We start from the raw sequence: 16,778 nt of genomic DNA, 5'->3' as shown, positions 1-16,778 counted from the left end.
TTAATGGGATGTCAAGAAATGATTATATCATGCCGCCAAGCGCGTATCCGGCGGCTGCGAGCACCACGCCTGTCACATATGTGCTTGCCAAATAGAGGAGTGCCCTCTTCTTGTCTCCGTTCCCCCATAGCTCCACTGCCTCTTTCGTCATCGTCGAGAATGTCGTTAACCCGCCGGCAAAACCGACAGCTGCAAAGGATACCATCGTTCCATGCCATCCCGAACCGAAGAAAAAACCGATGAGCAGCGAGCCAAGCAAGTTGACCGTCCATGTGCCGTACGGAATTCGTCTGCCTGCATTCAGCGCTCCTGAAGCCAAGTACCTAGCAATTGCACCACAAAATCCGCCTGCCATCACTGCGAGCACATCAGGAAACGCCATGCGGGCCTGCCTTCTTTCCAAAGCCGATGACAGCCGCTGCCACGCCGCCAGTGATGCTCGTCAGCACATACAACCCGGCCATGCTGTACGCCCCCGCCTGCAGCAGCTCAAGCGTTTCCATGCTGAGTGCTGAAAACGTAGTGAACGAGCCGATGAAACCCGTAGTGATCGCCGTATAAATGGTTTCATTTGCAAACAAGGCACGTGCCGTCTCCCTTGCCAGGAAACAGAGCAGGAACGTGCCGAGCAGATTTACAGAAAGTGTGCCGATTGGAAAAGGGATGAGATCCGCCATCCCGAAGCTGACGATGGACCGGCACAGCGCGCCGAGTGAACCCGCTGCTCCAACCGCGAGAATTTTTTTCATACTACTACCTCTTTCAGCAGCCGGCGCGTCAAGATCGTATCTAGTGATAGTTTCTTTACGGCGTCCCCGAACCGTATCTGAATGTCCGTGTCGCTGATCGTCTCGATTGTGCCTCGGCCAAACACCTTATGTGTGATAAGCATCCCTTCTGAAAGTTCGGACCGGTTTGCAATCCCGTCCGGGTCAAGCGGGATGGACAGATCGGCTTTGCGGATTTTTTCCATTTTTCCTCGCTCCTTCGGCTTCAGGATAATCCCCCGCACTTCATTGACAAACCTGGAATCCTCCTTTTGTTTTCCTTCCATGTTCCGGTACGACAGCAGCTCGAGCCGCTGCTTCGCCCGAGTCATGCCGACATAGAAAAGCCGGCGTGCCTCTTCCAGCAAGTCTGGATCGGTTTCATCCTCCTCAGACGGGATGATCCCTTTGACGAGATCAATCATGAAGACACGGCTGAATTCGAGCCCTTTTGCGCTATGGAAGGTGGACAGAGTGACGGCATTCGCTGGAGGGCTGAATTTCGCTTCCTTCACTGCCTGCTCGAGCTCTTTCAGCCTTTCCGCAAATTCCACCATCGTACGAAGCTGCGATGCGATCCCTTCCAGTGTATCCAGAATGCCAAGCAGCTGGTCGATCCGGTAGCCGAACTTGTCAGCACGGCTCCGAAGCGCTTCCTCATACTCCAGTTCGTACCGGATTACGCGGATCACTTGAGCGGGTCGCATGGACGGAATCCGCTTATACGTCTCCCTGTAATGCTCCAGCTTATCCATCTGGCTTTGTTTCAAGGAAGCCGAACGGATGAAACCGTCAAAGACATTTCCGGCCGTCTCTGAATGTCCATAATGCGTCAAAGCGGCTCGAGTAATGAACAGATTCATTTTCATGGCGATCTTCACAAAGATATCTTTCCGTTCCGTGTTGAAGCTGAGCCGCATGAAATTGAGGATATCTTCCACGACCCAGTGAGAAAAAAACCGATCATCCGCATCTTTCATATAAAACGGAATTCCTCTGCGATGCAGCTCATTGACATAAAGAGTGGAAGAGGCGTTATTCCTGAACAGGATTGCCACTTCATTCAGGTTTTGCTCATCAAGCACTTCATAGGTGACATACTCGAGCTGCTGCTTAGGTCCGTCAAATTGCTTGACGAGAATCGGGCCGGCTTCTTGATTGACCGTTCTCATCTCTTTCACATACCGCTTTTGATTGCGTTTGATAAACCGGGAAGCTGTTTCTACGATTTCCTTCGAAGATCGGTAGTTTTGCTCCATCATCAGCACGGAGGCATCCGGATAGACGTCTTTGAAATCCAGCAAATAATCGGGAGCTGCGCCGCGCCACGTATAAATGGATTGGTCATCATCCGCGACAACGCATAGATTCCCATGGTGTGCGACTAGATGCTCGACAATCCGGTGCTGGACAAGTGATGTATCCTGGCTTTCATCGGTCAAGATATAGTCATAATGACTTCGAAAACGGTCTGCCAATTCATCGTCTGTCCGCAAAGCCTGCTCGGCGATGGTCAGCATGTCGTCGAAGTCGACGAGGAGGCGTGCGGGAGTTCTGGATTTCGCCTGCTCGTATAGAAGAGCGATGGCTCCCGCCTTGTCAAATGGCCCCTTCACCGTCTCCCACTTTTTCAGGGGCACCATCGTGTTTTTCAAACAGCTGATGAAAGTGGTCAGGCTGCTAAGCTCATCTTCAGTTGCGTCTTCCTTCATTTCCCGTTTGTATAACTGCTTCAGCAAACCGGCTTTCGTGATGGCACCTGGGCCACCCTTACTTCCCTCAATCAACTCAAAAGCAGTGCCTTCCTTTTGCAAATACATTCGGGTGATCGTAAAAGCAAGGCTATGTATAGTCGAAAAGTCAATAGACGGCTGCCCTGGAAACAGGCGTTTGAAACGCTCTGCCATATCAGCGGCAGACGCTTTGCTGAACGTAATCGCCTTGATACGATGCGGTTTTATTCCCTTTTCCTCCAGTAAGTAGCCGATGCGCATCAGCATGGTCGTTGTTTTCCCTGAGCCGGGGCACGCCAGCAAAAGCAGCGGGCCTTCCGTCTTGAGAACCGCCTGGCGCTGCACATCATTCAGCTCGATTCCGAGTTCCTGTTTCTTTCGTTCAAAAAAGTCTTCCATACATGCGTTCTCCTTTTATGCCTGCACTGCTACCACCTTACCATAATCAGGGGCATGGAAAAACCCCTCGCACACAAGTGCCAGGGGCTCAATCACATGTTAAAATCCACCGGACTCCAACTTGTCATCCTTCAGATCGGTCTTTTCATCTTTGCTTCCCATATAAGCAGTGGAAGCGACTTCGTTCTTATGGCGCTGCTCATCCGAGAACTCAGTGCCCGTCATTTTCGGCGCATCGTCTTTTTTCCCGTTCTGCTGTTTGTTCTTGTTGCCGTTTGCCATGATTCCATCACTCCTTCATGGGTAGTCTATATAAGAATACCCGGATGAAGAAGGATTAATCATTTTGGAATGCCGATGGAATTGAATGGAAAGAAGCGGAATTCCACTTTGCCGACGACAGCGTCCTTGTCGATGCAGCCGATGATGCGGCTGTCTGTGCTGTTCCGCCGGTTATCACCGAGGACGAACAGCTGGCCTTCAGGGACGGTCACTTCGAAATCCTCTGTCAGTTTCTGGTCTTTGAAGATTTTATCCTTGTTTTGCTGGATATATGGCTCATCATAGGCTTTGCCATTAATGAAAAGCTGGTCGTCTTCCATTTTCACTGTATCTCCCGGCAATCCGATGACCCGCTTGATGTAATCCTCTTTCGTGCCGGGTGCGTGGAAAACAATGAGATCGAAATGATCGAGCTTGTGGATTTTCGAAACGACGACACGGTTATTCGATTCAAATGTCGGTTCCATGGATTGTCCTGATACGACGACTGGCGCAAACAGGAATTGGCGGACGATAAACACTATGATAAACGCGATCGCTAACGACTTGATCCACGACATGATTTCATTTTTTGTTTCTTTTTTCACAACGGGTTTCCTCCGTTTCGTATTCGTTCACAGTAAGTAGACATCAGGGACGCAAGAAAAGTTTCATTTCATAGTTGTTCAGGTAATTGTTTATATGCCATTTTCATAATAATTTCATGATGATCCGGATATGCTGCCAAAAGTTCATCCTGGGTGAAGAGCTCAAAGTCTTTAAAATCGAATCCCGGAGCGACCATGCAGCCGACGAGGGCAAATTCATCGTTATTGCCTAGGGAGGAACCGAAGATGGTGCCGCTCTCAACTACTGCTTGCGGCTGCTCTCCTTCATGAACGGAAAGGCCGAGCTTCACTTCAGTATATGTCCCCTTTTCATCAATCATATGCACAGTCAGCGGACTTCCTGCATGGTAATACCATACTTCGTCCGATTTCAAGCGATGGAAATGAGAGATATCGCCTGGCTGCAGGAGAAAGTAGATGCTCGTGTATAATCGTCGTGCCTGTCCATCCCTTTCCAAGTCCTCGCTTGAGGAATAGGTGCTGACATAGTATCCGCCTTCCGGATGCGGGCTCATGTTCAATTCCCGGATATAATAATTAGCGTCCTTGATCAAAGCTTTCCCTCCTCCAGATGCACCGTACAATTATACAGGCTGCAACGATACTGTCCCTCTTCCAAATGGACGATGGAGAGGGATGTGTTTTCAAATCCATGGCTGACGTCCAGGTCAGGCACAAGCCGCATCAGCAGGCGCTTGATGAACCCGCCGTGGCTGACGGCAAGCACCTTTTTGCCTGCATATTGCTCCTCGATCTCCCTGACGAACGCCAGTCCGCGCTCAACGACATCCGCTTCCTTTTCGCCTCCGAGGTCCAGTGTCCGCCACGACGGGCCCCATCTCTCCAGGCGTTCCGCTTCTGTCGTCCCTTCAATCTGTCCGCCGCTATTCTCGCGCAGCCGTTCATCTTCAATCAGGGGAATGCCGGGCATTTTCCTCGAGATGAGCTCAGCCGTCTGCCTTGCCCGTTTCATTGGACTAGTGAAAATTACGTCCCACTGCTCTTGTCCCAGGCGCCCGGCGACGCATTCCGCCATTCGCACGCCTTCTTCATCAAGCGGGATATCAGAGCTTCCCTGCACTCGCCCTTCCTTGTTCCATGTCGTCACACCATGGCGCACAAATCCGATCGTTGTCACGCATTTCCCACCCTTTTTGTTCAGACTACATACCCAAGACCGCGGAGCACATTGTCCATGAATGATTCGATATAGGTAAACACTTCGTCTCTCTCAGGCTCTTGATACAAATCATGGTAAAGCCGTTTCCATTCTTTATAATGGAATTCAGTGAGATCCTGTTTGAGGAGCCACTTCTTTGACGTCTCAATGTATGTGATCTTGTCCCGGCCGCCTGCGTGCAATAGGACAGGAATGTTTTGTATCGTCCTTTCCTGCATGGTGATCGATTTCATCTGGGCAAGCAGGTCGCGATACCACACAGCCGTCACGGCTGAACTATAATCACGGTCTTCGTTCGCTTCTATATATAATTCCGAATTTCTCGTAAGGAGCTCCGCCGCCATGCCATGATTCACTTTCATGGACGGTGACAGTTTTGTGAGCATCGCCTTGTATTTCGGCGGCTGATGGCGCAAAGCGAGCCATGGTGAGCTCAATATGCATCCTGCGCATTCCACCTTGCCGCCGCTGAGCAGCTGGATTGCGAGAGTCGCGCCCAGACCGTGGCCCAGGATGAAAAGCGGCAAGTTATCGAGCAATGCGACTTCCGCCATTCTCTTTATATGTTTATGGTACGCTTCGAACGCTTCATCATGGGTGCGGCGCCCGGTCCCTTCCCCATGTCCCGGCAGATCGCCTGTGACGACATGGAAACCGCTATTTCGCAGCTTTTGGGTGAGCCACGCATATCTCCGGTGATGTTCATATGCGCTATGAATGATCATGACAACCGCTTTCGGCTGTCCTTCCGCTTCCCATTTCCACATATGATGCCCTCCCTCTTCCGGCCGGACATTCATCCATCCTAAATCGATCCGACTTTGATACAATGAAAAAAGCAACTTTGATATAGTAGATTATACACGATTTTATTGGAAAGAGGGATGTTCATGATTTATCCATACAAAGATAAAACACCGAAAATCGATCCGACCGCTTATATCGCCGATTATGTGACCGTTACAGGAGATGTGTCAATCGGCGCACACTCTTCCATCTGGTTCGGTACCGTTATTCGAGGGGATGTCGCACCGACCATCATAGGCGAAAGGGTCAGCATCCAAGACCTCAGCTGCCTGCACCAAAGTCCCGGTAAAACGCTTTTGATCGAGGATGATGTGACAGTCGGCCATAAAGCGCTGCTGCATAGCTGCACGATCCGTAAAGGGGCGCTTGTCGGCATGGGAGCCATCATCCTGGACGGCGCCGAAGTCGGCGAGGGGGCTTTCATCGGAGCGGGAAGCCTTGTTCCGCCCGGGAAAAAAATTCCGCCGGGCTGCCTGGCACTTGGATCGCCTGCCAAAGTCGTCCGCGAGCTGAATGAAGCGGATCTGGAAGATATGAAACGGATTGTGGACAGTTATGTCGAAAAAGGAGCCATCTATAAAGAGATGCAAAAGTGAAGGCCATGAAGGAAAGCAGAGACGGAAATCCGCTCAGCTTTCCTTTTTGCCTGTCTCACTTCTCCGTGACAAACAGATATAGAATAGCCGACAAAATCGCAGCGCCGATCAGGCCCACTGCCAGCATGATCCAAACATTCATATCGACCACCAGATTATATACCCCCATTGTATGTACAATTCACTTCTTTTCTACCATACCAAAGCAGGTCGGACAAATCAAAAAAGGAGCCGGCCGCCAAGGGCTTAGGCTCCTTTTCCATCCATTCAATTTCAGCGGACGGCAAGTCCGGACTTTTCCAGGAGTGCTTCCGCTTTGTCCGTCTGTTCCCATGGCAGTTCGACATCTGTACGGCCGAAGTGGCCATATGCCGCTGTCTGCTTGTAGATCGGACGGCGAAGATCGAGCATCTTGATGATGCCGGCAGGACGCAGATCGAATAGCTCACGCACGAGATCGACCAATTTGCTTTCCTCGATTTTGCCTGTTCCGAATGTATCGACAGAAATGGAAACAGGCTGGGCAACGCCGATGGCATAAGCGAGCTGCACTTCACAGCGTTTCGCCAAACCGGAGGCTACGATGTTTTTCGCCACGTAGCGGGCTGCGTACGATGCGGAACGGTCCACTTTCGTCGCATCCTTCCCGGAGAAGGCGCCGCCGCCGTGCCGTGCGTATCCGCCGTACGTATCGACGATGATCTTGCGCCCGGTCAAGCCAGCATCACCCTGCGGCCCGCCGATGACGAAGCGGCCTGACGGGTTGATGAAGTACTTTGTCTGAGCGTCCAGCAAGTCAGCCGGGACCACTGCGTCGATGACATATTCTTTCATGTCACGCTTGATCTCCTCAAGTGTCGTGTCAGGGTGGTGCTGCGTCGAGATGACGATTGTATCAACGCGAAGAGGGTTGTTATTTTCATCATACTCGATTGTTACTTGCGTCTTGCCGTCTGGGCGCAAGTACGGAAGGATCTCCTCTTTGCGCACTTCCGCAAGGCGGCGGGATAATTTGTGCGCAAGGCTGATCGGCAAAGGCATCAGCTCAGGCGTCTCATCGCATGCGTACCCGAACATAAGCCCCTGGTCTCCCGCGCCGATCGCTTCAAGTTCCTGATCGGACATCAGCCCTTCCCTCGCTTCAAGCGCCTGGTTCACTCCTGCAGCGATATCCGGAGACTGCTCGTCGATCGAAGTGAGGACGGACGAAGTTTCCCAGTCGAAGCCGAACTTCGCACGCGTATACCCGATCTCCTTCACTGTATCTCTTACGACTTTCGGGATATCGACGTAGGTCGTTGTCGTAATCTCCCCGATCACGAGGACAAGTCCTGTCGTGATGGTCGTTTCGCATGCGACACGCGCATTCGGGTCTTCTTCTAAAATGGCATCCAGGATGGCATCCGAAATCTGGTCACACATTTTGTCCGGGTGTCCCTCTGTTACCGATTCCGATGTGAATAGTCGGCGGTTCGTCAATGTAATTTCCTCCTTAAACAACTTGCTCATATTGATACGGTACTCTATTTGTCCCAGTTTAATCCGCTCCCAGAGAGAGTCGATGTCAACATATACAAGGAATAAGGGTCTGACAATATAAAAAGCCCTTCTCTCACGTAATGCATACATGAGGAAAGGCATCATTTCAAAGCAGCACCTTTCACTCTTATCGTCCAAGGCATGCGCCTTGCTCCAGGTTGGCACCTTTTCGCGTCAAAAGCGCGCAGGTTGCCGGGTTTCGTAGGGCCTGTCCCTCCACCAGCTCGGGATAAGAGTATCCGTTCATTTATCAATGCTACGAAAAAACGAGCTTTTTGTCAAATCATTTCGATTGAAATCGCTTGAGTTTTTAATTAGTGTAGATTATTATTCTAAATGTGTTATACTAATCGAGAAAATAAGAAACCCACAATGTGGGACTACTATGTAAAGGACGGTACGTACAATATGATATCAGCGAAGATCGAAAACGGACTCAAGGAACTTCTCGCAGGGCCGAACGTGACGATCCAGCCTTCAGTTCCTGAACTTGTCGAAAAAGCGACAGCTCGCGGAGAAGCGGAATTATCGGCAGACGGCGCACTTAGAGCCCGCACTGGAAAGTATACTGGCCGTTCCCCTAAAGATAAGTTCATCGTCGAGGAAGTCACAACGAAAGATAAGATCGACTGGGGAAAGGTGAACCAACCGATTTCATCCGATATCTTCGACTCATTATACAAAAAAGTTATCGACCATCTCAACTCCAAAGACGAATTGTTCGTTTTCAAAGGATATGCAGGTGCGGATAAGGATTCCCAGCTCTCTTTGCAAGTAATCAATGAGTTCGCTTGGCAAAACCTCTTTGTCCATCAGCTTTTCATCCGTCCAACAGAAGAGGAACTGAAGACACATGAGGCACAGTTCACAATCCTGGCGGCACCAACATTCAAAGCGGACCCAGAAGTCGACGGCACTAATTCGGAAGCGTTCGTCCTCGTTTCCTTTGAACGCCGCATCGTTCTGATCGGCGGAACTGAATATGCAGGCGAGATGAAGAAATCGATCTTCTCCGTTATGAACTTCTTGCTCCCTGAGCGCGGCATCATGCCGATGCACTGCTCCGCAAACGTAGGAGAAGAAGGAGATGTCGCCTTGTTCTTCGGTCTTTCCGGAACAGGCAAAACGACACTTTCCGCAGACGCACAGCGCAAGCTGATCGGTGATGACGAGCATGGCTGGTCGGATAACGGCGTCTTCAACATCGAAGGCGGCTGCTATGCAAAATGTATCAACCTGTCCCCTGAAAAGGAACCGGAAATCTACGGAGCGATCCGTTTTGGCGCAGTGCTGGAAAATGTAGTGTTGGATGAAGAGACACGTGTGCCGGATTATGACGATAATTCATTGACGGAAAATACGCGTGCCGCGTACCCGATCAATTTCATCGACAATATCGTAGTGCCATCTGTTGCAGGGCATCCGAAGACGATCATCTTCCTGACAGCCGACGCATTCGGCGTATTGCCTCCAATTTCGAAATTATCGAAGGAACAGGCGATGTACCACTTCCTCAGCGGCTTCACTTCGAAGCTCGCTGGTACAGAAAGAGGCGTCACATCACCTGAAGCGACATTCTCAACTTGCTTCGGCGCTCCATTCCTTCCGCTCCCTGCAACTGTGTACGCAGAAATGCTTGGAGAAAAAATTGACAAGCATGACGCTCAGGTCTTCCTTGTGAACACAGGCTGGACGGGCGGCGAATACGGCGTAGGTGAGCGTATGTCACTTAAACATACTCGCACAATGGTCCGTGCCGCTCTAGCAGGCAAATTAAACGATGTAGAGACAGAGACAAACGAAGTCTTCGGCCTTGCGATGCCTAAAGTGATCGACGGAGTGCCGAGTGAAGTGCTGAATCCGCGGAATGCTTGGGCAGATCCGGCAGCCTATGACAAGAAAGCTGCTGAACTTGCAGATCTTTTCCGGAAGAACTTCGAGAAGTTCGACAATGTATCTGAAGAAATCATTGTAAAAGGCGGACCGGTTGCCTACTAACAAATAAAATCCAGGTGCGATCAGCGCCTGGATTTTTTATTTTTGCTGCTGTTTCATCCAATCACATAATTCCCTTACGATACGTGCATTTTCCGCTGCAGGGAAATGGTGGGTGTAATCGGGAAAATACCATGTTTCATATGTCTTTCCTTTATCACGGAGAGCATCTTCCAGCATGATGGCCTGCTCGAAGGACACATTTTCATCTTTCATTCCATGGATGATCAAGACGGGTGCATCGATTTCATCGACACGGAACAGGGCCGTCCGTTCCCGATATGCATCCGGCATATTGTTTGGAGTCCCGCCGATGACGCGTTTCATCATCCTGCGCATATCCTCACGTTCATTATACGTGAAGACGACATCTGATAATCCCGCCCATACTACCACCGAGGTGATGTCATCGCGCAAGATCGCCGTCCATAACGCCATAATGCCGCCTCGTGAAAAAGAATACAGATGGATGCGCTCCTTATCGAGTTTCGGATGCTGAAGCAGCACGTCAACCCCAAACACCGCATCTTGGCGGTCTGCTCCGGCGAATTCATCCCTGCCTTCCCCGCCCCGGTTGCCCCTGTAATATGGCGCAAATACTACAAAGCCTTGAGTCGCGAATTGTGCGACGCGCGCCGGCCTCACCATGCCAACATGCTGCATGCCGCCCCGCAAATAAAGGATTCCCTCATACTTTCCGTCAGCGACCGGTTCTGCCAGCAGCCCTTTCACTTTAAGGCCATCCGACATATATGTGATCTCCTCAAGACGGACGGCGGGATTAGGAGAAGGATACTGTTTTCGATGAACAATGCTTCCGTTATCAGGCATGGCGTTCCACCCACTTCCGGATTTCCTTCATGCCTTCATCTTTCATATGAAAGCTGAGTTCCGTGCATGCATCCAATTCCTCATCTGTCATCCAGACAGCGCCAGCGGTTTCAAACAGTTGCGGGTGTTCATTGATGGAAACGACATCACCCGTCAATACTGCCTTGCAGAAGGGCGTTTCTGTTTCCACGACATATTCCGCGAATTTCACCAGATTACTGATAGTGACGCCGGTCTCTTCGATTGTCTCCCGTATCGCCGCGTCTTCGATTGTTTCACCAAGTTCCGCCTTGCCTCCCGGGAACTCGATACCGCGCTCACGATGCCGGGTGAGGAGCCACTTCCCATCATGCTTCAGCGTGATGAGGACATGTCTGGCTTCCATCCCTTTCAAGTTTTCACCGAAGGTCAATTCGACATGGGCGCCTTTCAAATCGTTAAACGTAATCATTCCCTCACATCCTTTATATTAGTGTAGCGAAGGATGACTATTTTGGAAAGAATCCCGTCTCGCCGAATCATTGCAGTGGAGACGGCTTGAAAAAAGGCAGCTGCTCTACAAACTCCTTCGTTTCCTTGTCGCCGAATTCATGGATCAACGCATAGATTTTTGCAGTCCGGCGATCAATATCATGATTGTCGCGGTCAAAGTGATACGGCACATACGGCAGATGGGATCGAAGGAAATTCCGGAACTCCAGGCGGCTCATCTGCTCAAAAAGCTGTTCAAATACCGGTATATAATCTTTCGAGACTGCGACTTCGTATTCCCAAGGTGATGAGTATTTATCATTCAATATTTGTTGGTTGACGACCGACACGTACATTTTCACTTTTTCCTGTTCCATTGATATCATCCTTTTTCTCCGTAGTATGAGAAAGAATGTCCAGTTCATACTAAAACCCGATGAGCGGAATTTCGCCCATCGGGTCATTCAATGCATTATTCGGTTCCATTAGCAGCGCGTTCTACAGCAAGCGCCACATTTTGATGTACCATCGGATCAAGCGGATGCGGGACCAGATCTCCTGGTTTCGTCGTTTCCAGGATGGCAAGTGCCGCCGCGATGAGCATTGGATACGTTATATCGTTCGTACGGGCGTTAAGCGCACCTCTGAAAATGCCGGGAAAACCAAGGACGTTGTTCACTTGCCGTCCATCAGCTGCAAACGCTGCTCCAGCTTTCAAAGCGACTTCCGGCTGGATTTCAGCATTCGGATTTGAGAGGGCTAAAATAATTTGTCCCTTCCTTACCATCTCAGGTTTAATAAGACCTTCCACGCCTGTCGTCGCAATGACGATGTCGCATGTATCCATAATGTCCTGCACGGAATGCAGAGCTTTCCCTCCGAAACTCTCCAGCCTCTGCACGGCAACCGGATTCAAATCGGAGCCGTACATCTCCTTGACACCATAATTGATCAGCATACGGCTGATCGCAAGTCCTGCCGCTCCTAGACCGATTTGGCCTACGACCGAATTGGAAAGATCTACGCCAGATTGCCGGCATGCTGATAATACAGAAGCGAGTGTGACGACTGCTGTTCCATGCTGGTCATCATGCATGACCGGAATCGGTAATTCCTTCTTCAGCCTCTCCTCTATCTCGAAACAATGCGGGGACCCGATATCTTCGAGTAAGATTCCGCCAAACCCTTTATGGATATGCTTTACTGTTTCGACGACTTGATCGGGATCGCTCGTATCGAGCAAAATAGGAATGCCGCTGATGCCCGCGAATTGATCGAACAGGACCGCCTTGCCTTCCATTACCGGCATCCCCGCGACCGGTCCGATATTTCCAAGTCCTAAAATAGCAGTCCCGTCTGTGACGATGGCGACTGTATTAGGGATGCCTGTAAAGTAATTCGCCTGCTCAGGGTCTGCCTCGATCGCTTTACACACACTTGCGACACCGGGTGTGTACACTCTGCGCAGATCGCCAAGCGAGCGGATCTCCATATTGCGCTTCATATGGATCTTTCCGCCTTCATGGGCATGAAGAACATCGTCTGTCACGGCATGGACTTGTACTCCGCCGCCGATGGCATTAATCGCATCGACAATGCTATTCAGCTGCTTTTCGCTGATACATTGCACGGAGACGTCCCGGATCATTGAAAGTGTACCGACTTTTATCGTCTGAATATCCCCGATATCTCCATCCAGCTGGCCGATTGCGGTCGCCACTTTGGCAAAGCTGCCTGGGACGGATGGTGTCTCGATGATCAAATTACGTATGAATTGCACTTCTGCCATATTAATAACCTCCACTGGTCGAACGTAGTATTGCGAAACGCACTCTATATTCTACCTCTTTCCCATTTCGGATGCCATTCATTAGACAGTAAAAATGAGCATGGCTCCTTTTCAGGTTTACACATGCTCATTCCCTTTACGCTTTTATGTCTATCGCCAATCCTTTATGTGGATGGGCTGCCTGCTCCTGCGACATCGATTTCAGCATATCAACCGCAGCGCTTGCATCCATTGTCATGGATTTCTGCAACACGGATAACTGAACAGTCGACTGCAGACTTCTCAGCTGGCTCGACATGATCGAGTTGAGATCCACCTGCATCCCCCCTAACGATACTTATATCGGCAGCTGGATGGAAATCTGAAGACAATGCTTTATTTATTGTCTTCTCCGAGGAAAGCGTTCAGCATCCATTGATGTTTTTCAATGCTTTGATATGTTGCATTCAGCAAGTCCTCCGTCATGACGTCACCTGCATCCCCTGCAAGTTCCATCCCTTTTTTCAAAGAAGACATGATTGCGGTAAAATCATCGACCACTTTTTTGACCATTTGGCCTGCGCTCTCCGTTCCGTCCGCTTCTTTTACGACAGATAGCTCAAGATGCTCTTTCATTGTGGCAGACGGCTCTCCTCCAAGGGTCAGCATACGTTCTGCGATTTCATCCATCGTTGCTGTCGCCTCGTTATATAGCTCTTCGAACTTGGCATGCAATGTAAAAAACTCCCGTCCCTTGACGTACCAGTGGAAGTTGTGGAGTTTCGTATACATGACAGACCAGGTTGCGACCTGTTTATTCAGTTCCTCAAGAAGTTCTTTCGACATTTGCTCTCTCTCCTTACGAATCGCTCTAATAATGGGTAATGCGTGTCCCTGTTAATTTACCTCTAAAAGAAATAAACTAAACATACACGATGACAAGGAGAAATGATGATGAAATATATACTGATGGGAATCATCAAATTCTATCAGAAAGCCATATCGCCGCTGACACCTCCCTCATGCCGTTTCTACCCTACCTGTTCCCATTATGGGCTCGAGGCGATCCAGAAACATGGCGCAGTCAAAGGAAGCTGGCTGGCGGTCAAGCGCATTTCAAAGTGCCACCCTTTTCACGAAGGCGGCTATGATCCAGTGCCTGAGCCAAAAGAGAAATAAGAGAAACCGGCAAATTGCCGGTTTCTTTTTTTTATTGCTTGCATTATGGGAAACACTCTTGTATTATGAGAAAGCGAATCCAAACAGTAATCATTACTAAATAGAAAAGAGGCAATAGTATGAAGAGGCTTTTATTCCTGGCTATATCAGTCCTGCTAGTGCTTGCAGCGTGCGGAAAGCAGCAGAAATCTGAACAGGCCGGCAGCGAAGGAAAACTGGATATATATACGACCGTCTATCCCCTTCAATATTTCACAGAACGAATTGGCGGTGACCAAGTATCCGTACATACCATCTACCCGCCCGGCGCTGATTCCCATTCATTTGAACCGACCCAGAAGGACATGATCACCCTGGCTGATTCCGATATCTTCTTTTATATCGGGCTTGGTCTGGAAGGTTTTGTGGAAAACGCCAAGAAAACGCTAAAATCACAAAACGTTGAAATGGTCGCAACGGCGGATGGGATACCTGCCGATGAATTGCTGAGCGGCCACCATCATCATGACGGGGACGAAGGCGAAGAACATGGACATGGACATGAAAAAGAAGGAGGCGACCATGACCATGACCATGCCCACGGCGAAATCGACCCTCATATATGGGTTTCACCATCAAAAGGGATTGAACTGGCTGAAACGATCACCAATACATTGATCGAGAAACGGCCGCAGCAGAAAGAGATGTTCACGGATAACTTCCTTTCCCTTAAAAAGGATCTCGAAGGGCTTGATCAGCAATTCAAAGATATGACTGATCAGGCGGACCGGAAAACGTTTTTCATTTCCCATGCGTCGTTTGGCTATCTGGCTCACGATTATGGCCTTGACCAAGTGTCGATCGCAGGATTGAATTCTCAAAGTGAACCTTCCCAAAAAGAGCTTGCCAAAATAGTTGCCCAGGCGAAGAATGATCATGTGGATTATATCCTGTTCGAGCAGAATATCTCATCGAAACTGACGGAAGTGATACTGAAAGAGGTCGGTGCCCAGCCGCTGACACTTCACAATCTTGCCGTCCTCACGCCTGAAGATATCGCGGCAAAAGAGGACTATTTCACCTTGATGAAGCACAATATCGAAACACTCAAGACTGCATTACGCTCTAAATGATGCAAGAGAGGGAAAGGCCATGTGCCCTTCCCTCTTTTTTATAACCAATTCTGCAATTCACGGCGAACTAATTTGTTCGCGGCATTTCGGGGCAGTTCATCGACAAATACAAAACGCTTTGGCACCTTGTAGCGCCCCAGATGCTGACTGCAAAACTCCTGTAACTCCTGTTCTGTCACTGCATCCCCGCGCACGACAAACGCGACTGGCACACTGCCCCATTTGTCATCCGCCTGTCCGCAAACCCCCGCCTCCAGTACAGCTGGATGGCCGCATAGGGCGCTTTCGATTTCAGCAGGATAAATATTCTCCCCGCCTGAGATGATCAAATCAGAACGGCGGTCGACGATATACAGATACCCCTCTTCATCGAGATAGCCAAGGTCTCCGGTCGGCAGCCAACCATCGTTAGTCGGCGCAATTTCGGCCGCCCTGCCAATGTAGCCAGGAGTGACATGCGGGCCTTTGATCAGCACTTCGCCAATTTGTCCCGGCTCCTTCGCATCCTGGATGGAGATCTGGTTAAAGAATAGGGCTTTTCCGGCAGAGCCGATTTTCCGCAATGCATCCTCCGCTGAGAGCGTCGCTGTCTGGGAACTCGTTTCCGTCATGCCGTATGTCTGTAAAACAGGAATGTTGAGCCGGACTGCCCTTTCCAGCATCGGCGCCGGGATGGGCCCTCCTCCCGCCAGCATCGTCCGGAAGCGGGGAGGAATCGGCATTTCATCCTCTTCAAGCTGGCGCATGATGCGGTCCAGTGTGTGTGCGACGACTGACATGCGCGTGACACGGCCTTCCCGTATATCGCGGGCAGCCATGACTTCGTCGAATTTCTCATACAGCCTGACTTCCATGCCGTATATAACGGACCGGACGAGGATTGAGAAGCCGCTGATATGGAACAAAGGCATAGCACAAAGCCATGCATCCTCTTCATCCAACCCTAGATTCAGGACTGACGATATGGCATTGGATGTATGGTTACCCGCCGTTTGCCGGACCCCTTTCGGAAATCCTGTCGTCCCGGATGTATACATGATCGTGATGGTCCGATCTTCCTGCCACTCCCTATCTATCTCAACAGGCGCAGGAGCACTTGCCGCCAAGTCTGAAAACGTCAATACGATCGCAGGGCAAGCCGATAATAGACCCGTTAAGCTCCCTTCCGCAATGACTGTTTCGACATGTGCATCCCTGATCTGCCATGCAATTTCAGATTCCGATAATCTGCTGTTCAGCATGACGATTTCGACTCCAGCATACAGACATGCATGAATGACGAAGACCATTTCTGGAGTAGAGGGACCGAGTAACGCAACCCGATTTCCTTCCTCAAGTCCATTCGACCTTAATTTGGAAGCTAATTCAACAGCCTTCTCATGCAGCTGCCGGAAGGTCCAATATTCATCTCCATAGGATAAAGCGACTCGGCTTGGTGAAAGATTCGAACGCTGCCATAACCAATTCGGTATCATGCGCATCCCTCCTGTAAGGATCAATTCATTCCATAT

The 16,778-nt window shown here is 50.0% G+C and carries 20 protein-coding genes and 1 riboswitch; of the genes, 4 read left to right on the top strand and 16 right to left on the bottom strand.

What is annotated here, in order from left to right; translation table 11 throughout:
• Positions 1 to 22 precede the first annotated feature (22 nt).
• The 8 genes from ACZ5FK_RS15935 to ACZ5FK_RS15900 form a co-directional block, all read right to left on the bottom strand.
• Positions 23 to 382 (bottom strand): fluoride efflux transporter FluC, encoded by a 360-nt coding sequence (locus ACZ5FK_RS15935; RefSeq protein ID WP_464805817.1) that lies wholly within the window; start codon positions 380 to 382, stop codon positions 23 to 25.
• Entirely contained in the window at positions 369 to 749 is a 381-nt protein-coding gene (locus ACZ5FK_RS15930; protein ID WP_464805816.1) for a fluoride efflux transporter FluC, read from the bottom strand. The genes ACZ5FK_RS15935 and ACZ5FK_RS15930 overlap by 14 nt, the downstream gene beginning before the upstream one ends.
• On the bottom strand, positions 746 to 2,899 hold the full coding sequence (locus ACZ5FK_RS15925) for an ATP-dependent helicase (protein ID WP_464805815.1): 2,154 nt from the start codon (positions 2,897 to 2,899) through the stop codon (positions 746 to 748). Before ACZ5FK_RS15925 ends, ACZ5FK_RS15930 begins: the two co-directional genes overlap by 4 nt.
• Positions 2,900 to 2,998: 99 nt before the next feature.
• Entirely contained in the window at positions 2,999 to 3,181 is a 183-nt protein-coding gene (locus ACZ5FK_RS15920) for a hypothetical protein (RefSeq protein ID WP_464805814.1), read from the bottom strand.
• A gap of 59 nt (positions 3,182 to 3,240) precedes the next feature.
• Positions 3,241 to 3,768, bottom strand: a complete 528-nt coding sequence (gene lepB / locus ACZ5FK_RS15915) for a signal peptidase I (RefSeq protein ID WP_464805813.1) — start codon at positions 3,766 to 3,768, stop codon at positions 3,241 to 3,243.
• Between the two features lie 68 nt (positions 3,769 to 3,836).
• Entirely contained in the window at positions 3,837 to 4,304 is a 468-nt protein-coding gene (locus ACZ5FK_RS15910; RefSeq protein ID WP_464807457.1) for a cupin domain-containing protein, read from the bottom strand.
• Positions 4,305 to 4,339: 35 nt separating this feature from the next.
• Positions 4,340 to 4,927, bottom strand: coding sequence for a histidine phosphatase family protein (locus tag ACZ5FK_RS15905; RefSeq protein ID WP_464805812.1), 588 nt, complete (start codon positions 4,925 to 4,927; stop codon positions 4,340 to 4,342).
• A 20-nt stretch (positions 4,928 to 4,947) separates the two neighbouring features.
• Positions 4,948 to 5,736, bottom strand: a complete 789-nt coding sequence (locus ACZ5FK_RS15900; protein ID WP_464805811.1) for an alpha/beta hydrolase — start codon at positions 5,734 to 5,736, stop codon at positions 4,948 to 4,950.
• Positions 5,737 to 5,859: 123 nt separating this feature from the next.
• Here ACZ5FK_RS15900 and ACZ5FK_RS15895 point away from each other — a divergent pair, with 123 nt between their 5' ends.
• On the top strand, positions 5,860 to 6,372 hold the full coding sequence (locus tag ACZ5FK_RS15895; protein WP_464805810.1) for a gamma carbonic anhydrase: 513 nt from the start codon (positions 5,860 to 5,862) through the stop codon (positions 6,370 to 6,372).
• A 273-nt stretch (positions 6,373 to 6,645) separates the two neighbouring features.
• On the opposite strand, the gene metK is transcribed toward ACZ5FK_RS15895, so the two are convergent.
• Positions 6,646 to 7,794 carry a methionine adenosyltransferase gene (gene metK / locus ACZ5FK_RS15890; protein WP_464807456.1) on the bottom strand — a complete coding sequence of 383 codons (1,149 nt, stop codon included), beginning with the start codon at positions 7,792 to 7,794 and terminating at the stop codon, positions 6,646 to 6,648.
• Positions 7,795 to 8,035: 241 nt separating this feature from the next.
• Positions 8,036 to 8,147: riboswitch (SAM riboswitch) on the bottom strand.
• Between the two features lie 172 nt (positions 8,148 to 8,319).
• On the opposite strand from metK, the gene pckA reads away from it, so the two are divergent.
• Positions 8,320 to 9,909, top strand: a complete 1,590-nt coding sequence (gene pckA, locus ACZ5FK_RS15885; protein WP_464807455.1) for a phosphoenolpyruvate carboxykinase (ATP) — start codon at positions 8,320 to 8,322, stop codon at positions 9,907 to 9,909.
• Positions 9,910 to 9,945: 36 nt separating this feature from the next.
• Here the strand turns inward: pckA and ACZ5FK_RS15880 are convergent, their stop codons facing one another.
• The 6 genes from ACZ5FK_RS15880 to ACZ5FK_RS15855 all read right to left on the bottom strand — a co-directional run bounded on the left by ACZ5FK_RS15880 (position 9,946) and on the right by ACZ5FK_RS15855 (position 13,822).
• Entirely contained in the window at positions 9,946 to 10,737 is a 792-nt protein-coding gene (locus ACZ5FK_RS15880; protein ID WP_464805809.1) for an alpha/beta hydrolase family protein, read from the bottom strand.
• Positions 10,730 to 11,188 (bottom strand): NUDIX domain-containing protein, encoded by a 459-nt coding sequence (locus ACZ5FK_RS15875; RefSeq protein ID WP_464805808.1) that lies wholly within the window; start codon positions 11,186 to 11,188, stop codon positions 10,730 to 10,732. The genes ACZ5FK_RS15880 and ACZ5FK_RS15875 overlap by 8 nt, the downstream gene beginning before the upstream one ends.
• Positions 11,189 to 11,255: 67 nt before the next feature.
• Complete coding sequence (locus ACZ5FK_RS15870) at positions 11,256 to 11,585, bottom strand: transposase (protein WP_464805807.1); 330 nt, start codon at positions 11,583 to 11,585, stop codon at positions 11,256 to 11,258.
• A 95-nt stretch (positions 11,586 to 11,680) separates the two neighbouring features.
• Positions 11,681 to 12,997 carry an NAD-dependent malic enzyme gene (locus tag ACZ5FK_RS15865; protein ID WP_464805806.1) on the bottom strand — a complete coding sequence of 439 codons (1,317 nt, stop codon included), beginning with the start codon at positions 12,995 to 12,997 and terminating at the stop codon, positions 11,681 to 11,683.
• A gap of 136 nt (positions 12,998 to 13,133) precedes the next feature.
• Complete coding sequence (locus ACZ5FK_RS15860) at positions 13,134 to 13,319, bottom strand: YjfB family protein (RefSeq protein ID WP_464805805.1); 186 nt, start codon at positions 13,317 to 13,319, stop codon at positions 13,134 to 13,136.
• 53 nt (positions 13,320 to 13,372) lie between these two features.
• Positions 13,373 to 13,822 (bottom strand): Dps family protein, encoded by a 450-nt coding sequence (locus ACZ5FK_RS15855; RefSeq protein ID WP_464805804.1) that lies wholly within the window; start codon positions 13,820 to 13,822, stop codon positions 13,373 to 13,375.
• A gap of 108 nt (positions 13,823 to 13,930) precedes the next feature.
• Here ACZ5FK_RS15855 and yidD point away from each other — a divergent pair, with 108 nt between their 5' ends.
• Both yidD and ACZ5FK_RS15845 read left to right on the top strand, forming a co-directional pair.
• Positions 13,931 to 14,155 carry a membrane protein insertion efficiency factor YidD gene (gene yidD / locus ACZ5FK_RS15850; protein ID WP_464805803.1) on the top strand — a complete coding sequence of 75 codons (225 nt, stop codon included), beginning with the start codon at positions 13,931 to 13,933 and terminating at the stop codon, positions 14,153 to 14,155.
• A 119-nt stretch (positions 14,156 to 14,274) separates the two neighbouring features.
• Positions 14,275 to 15,267, top strand: coding sequence for a metal ABC transporter solute-binding protein, Zn/Mn family (locus tag ACZ5FK_RS15845; RefSeq protein WP_464805802.1), 993 nt, complete (start codon positions 14,275 to 14,277; stop codon positions 15,265 to 15,267).
• A 38-nt stretch (positions 15,268 to 15,305) separates the two neighbouring features.
• Here ACZ5FK_RS15845 and ACZ5FK_RS15840 read toward each other — a convergent pair whose 3' ends face one another.
• Complete coding sequence (locus ACZ5FK_RS15840; RefSeq protein WP_464805801.1) at positions 15,306 to 16,742, bottom strand: o-succinylbenzoate--CoA ligase; 1,437 nt, start codon at positions 16,740 to 16,742, stop codon at positions 15,306 to 15,308.
• Positions 16,743 to 16,778 lie beyond the last annotated feature (36 nt).

This window comes from Sporosarcina sp. GTC18466 (genome assembly GCF_055389225.1).
This window is presented reverse-complemented; position numbering and strand designations above follow the sequence as displayed.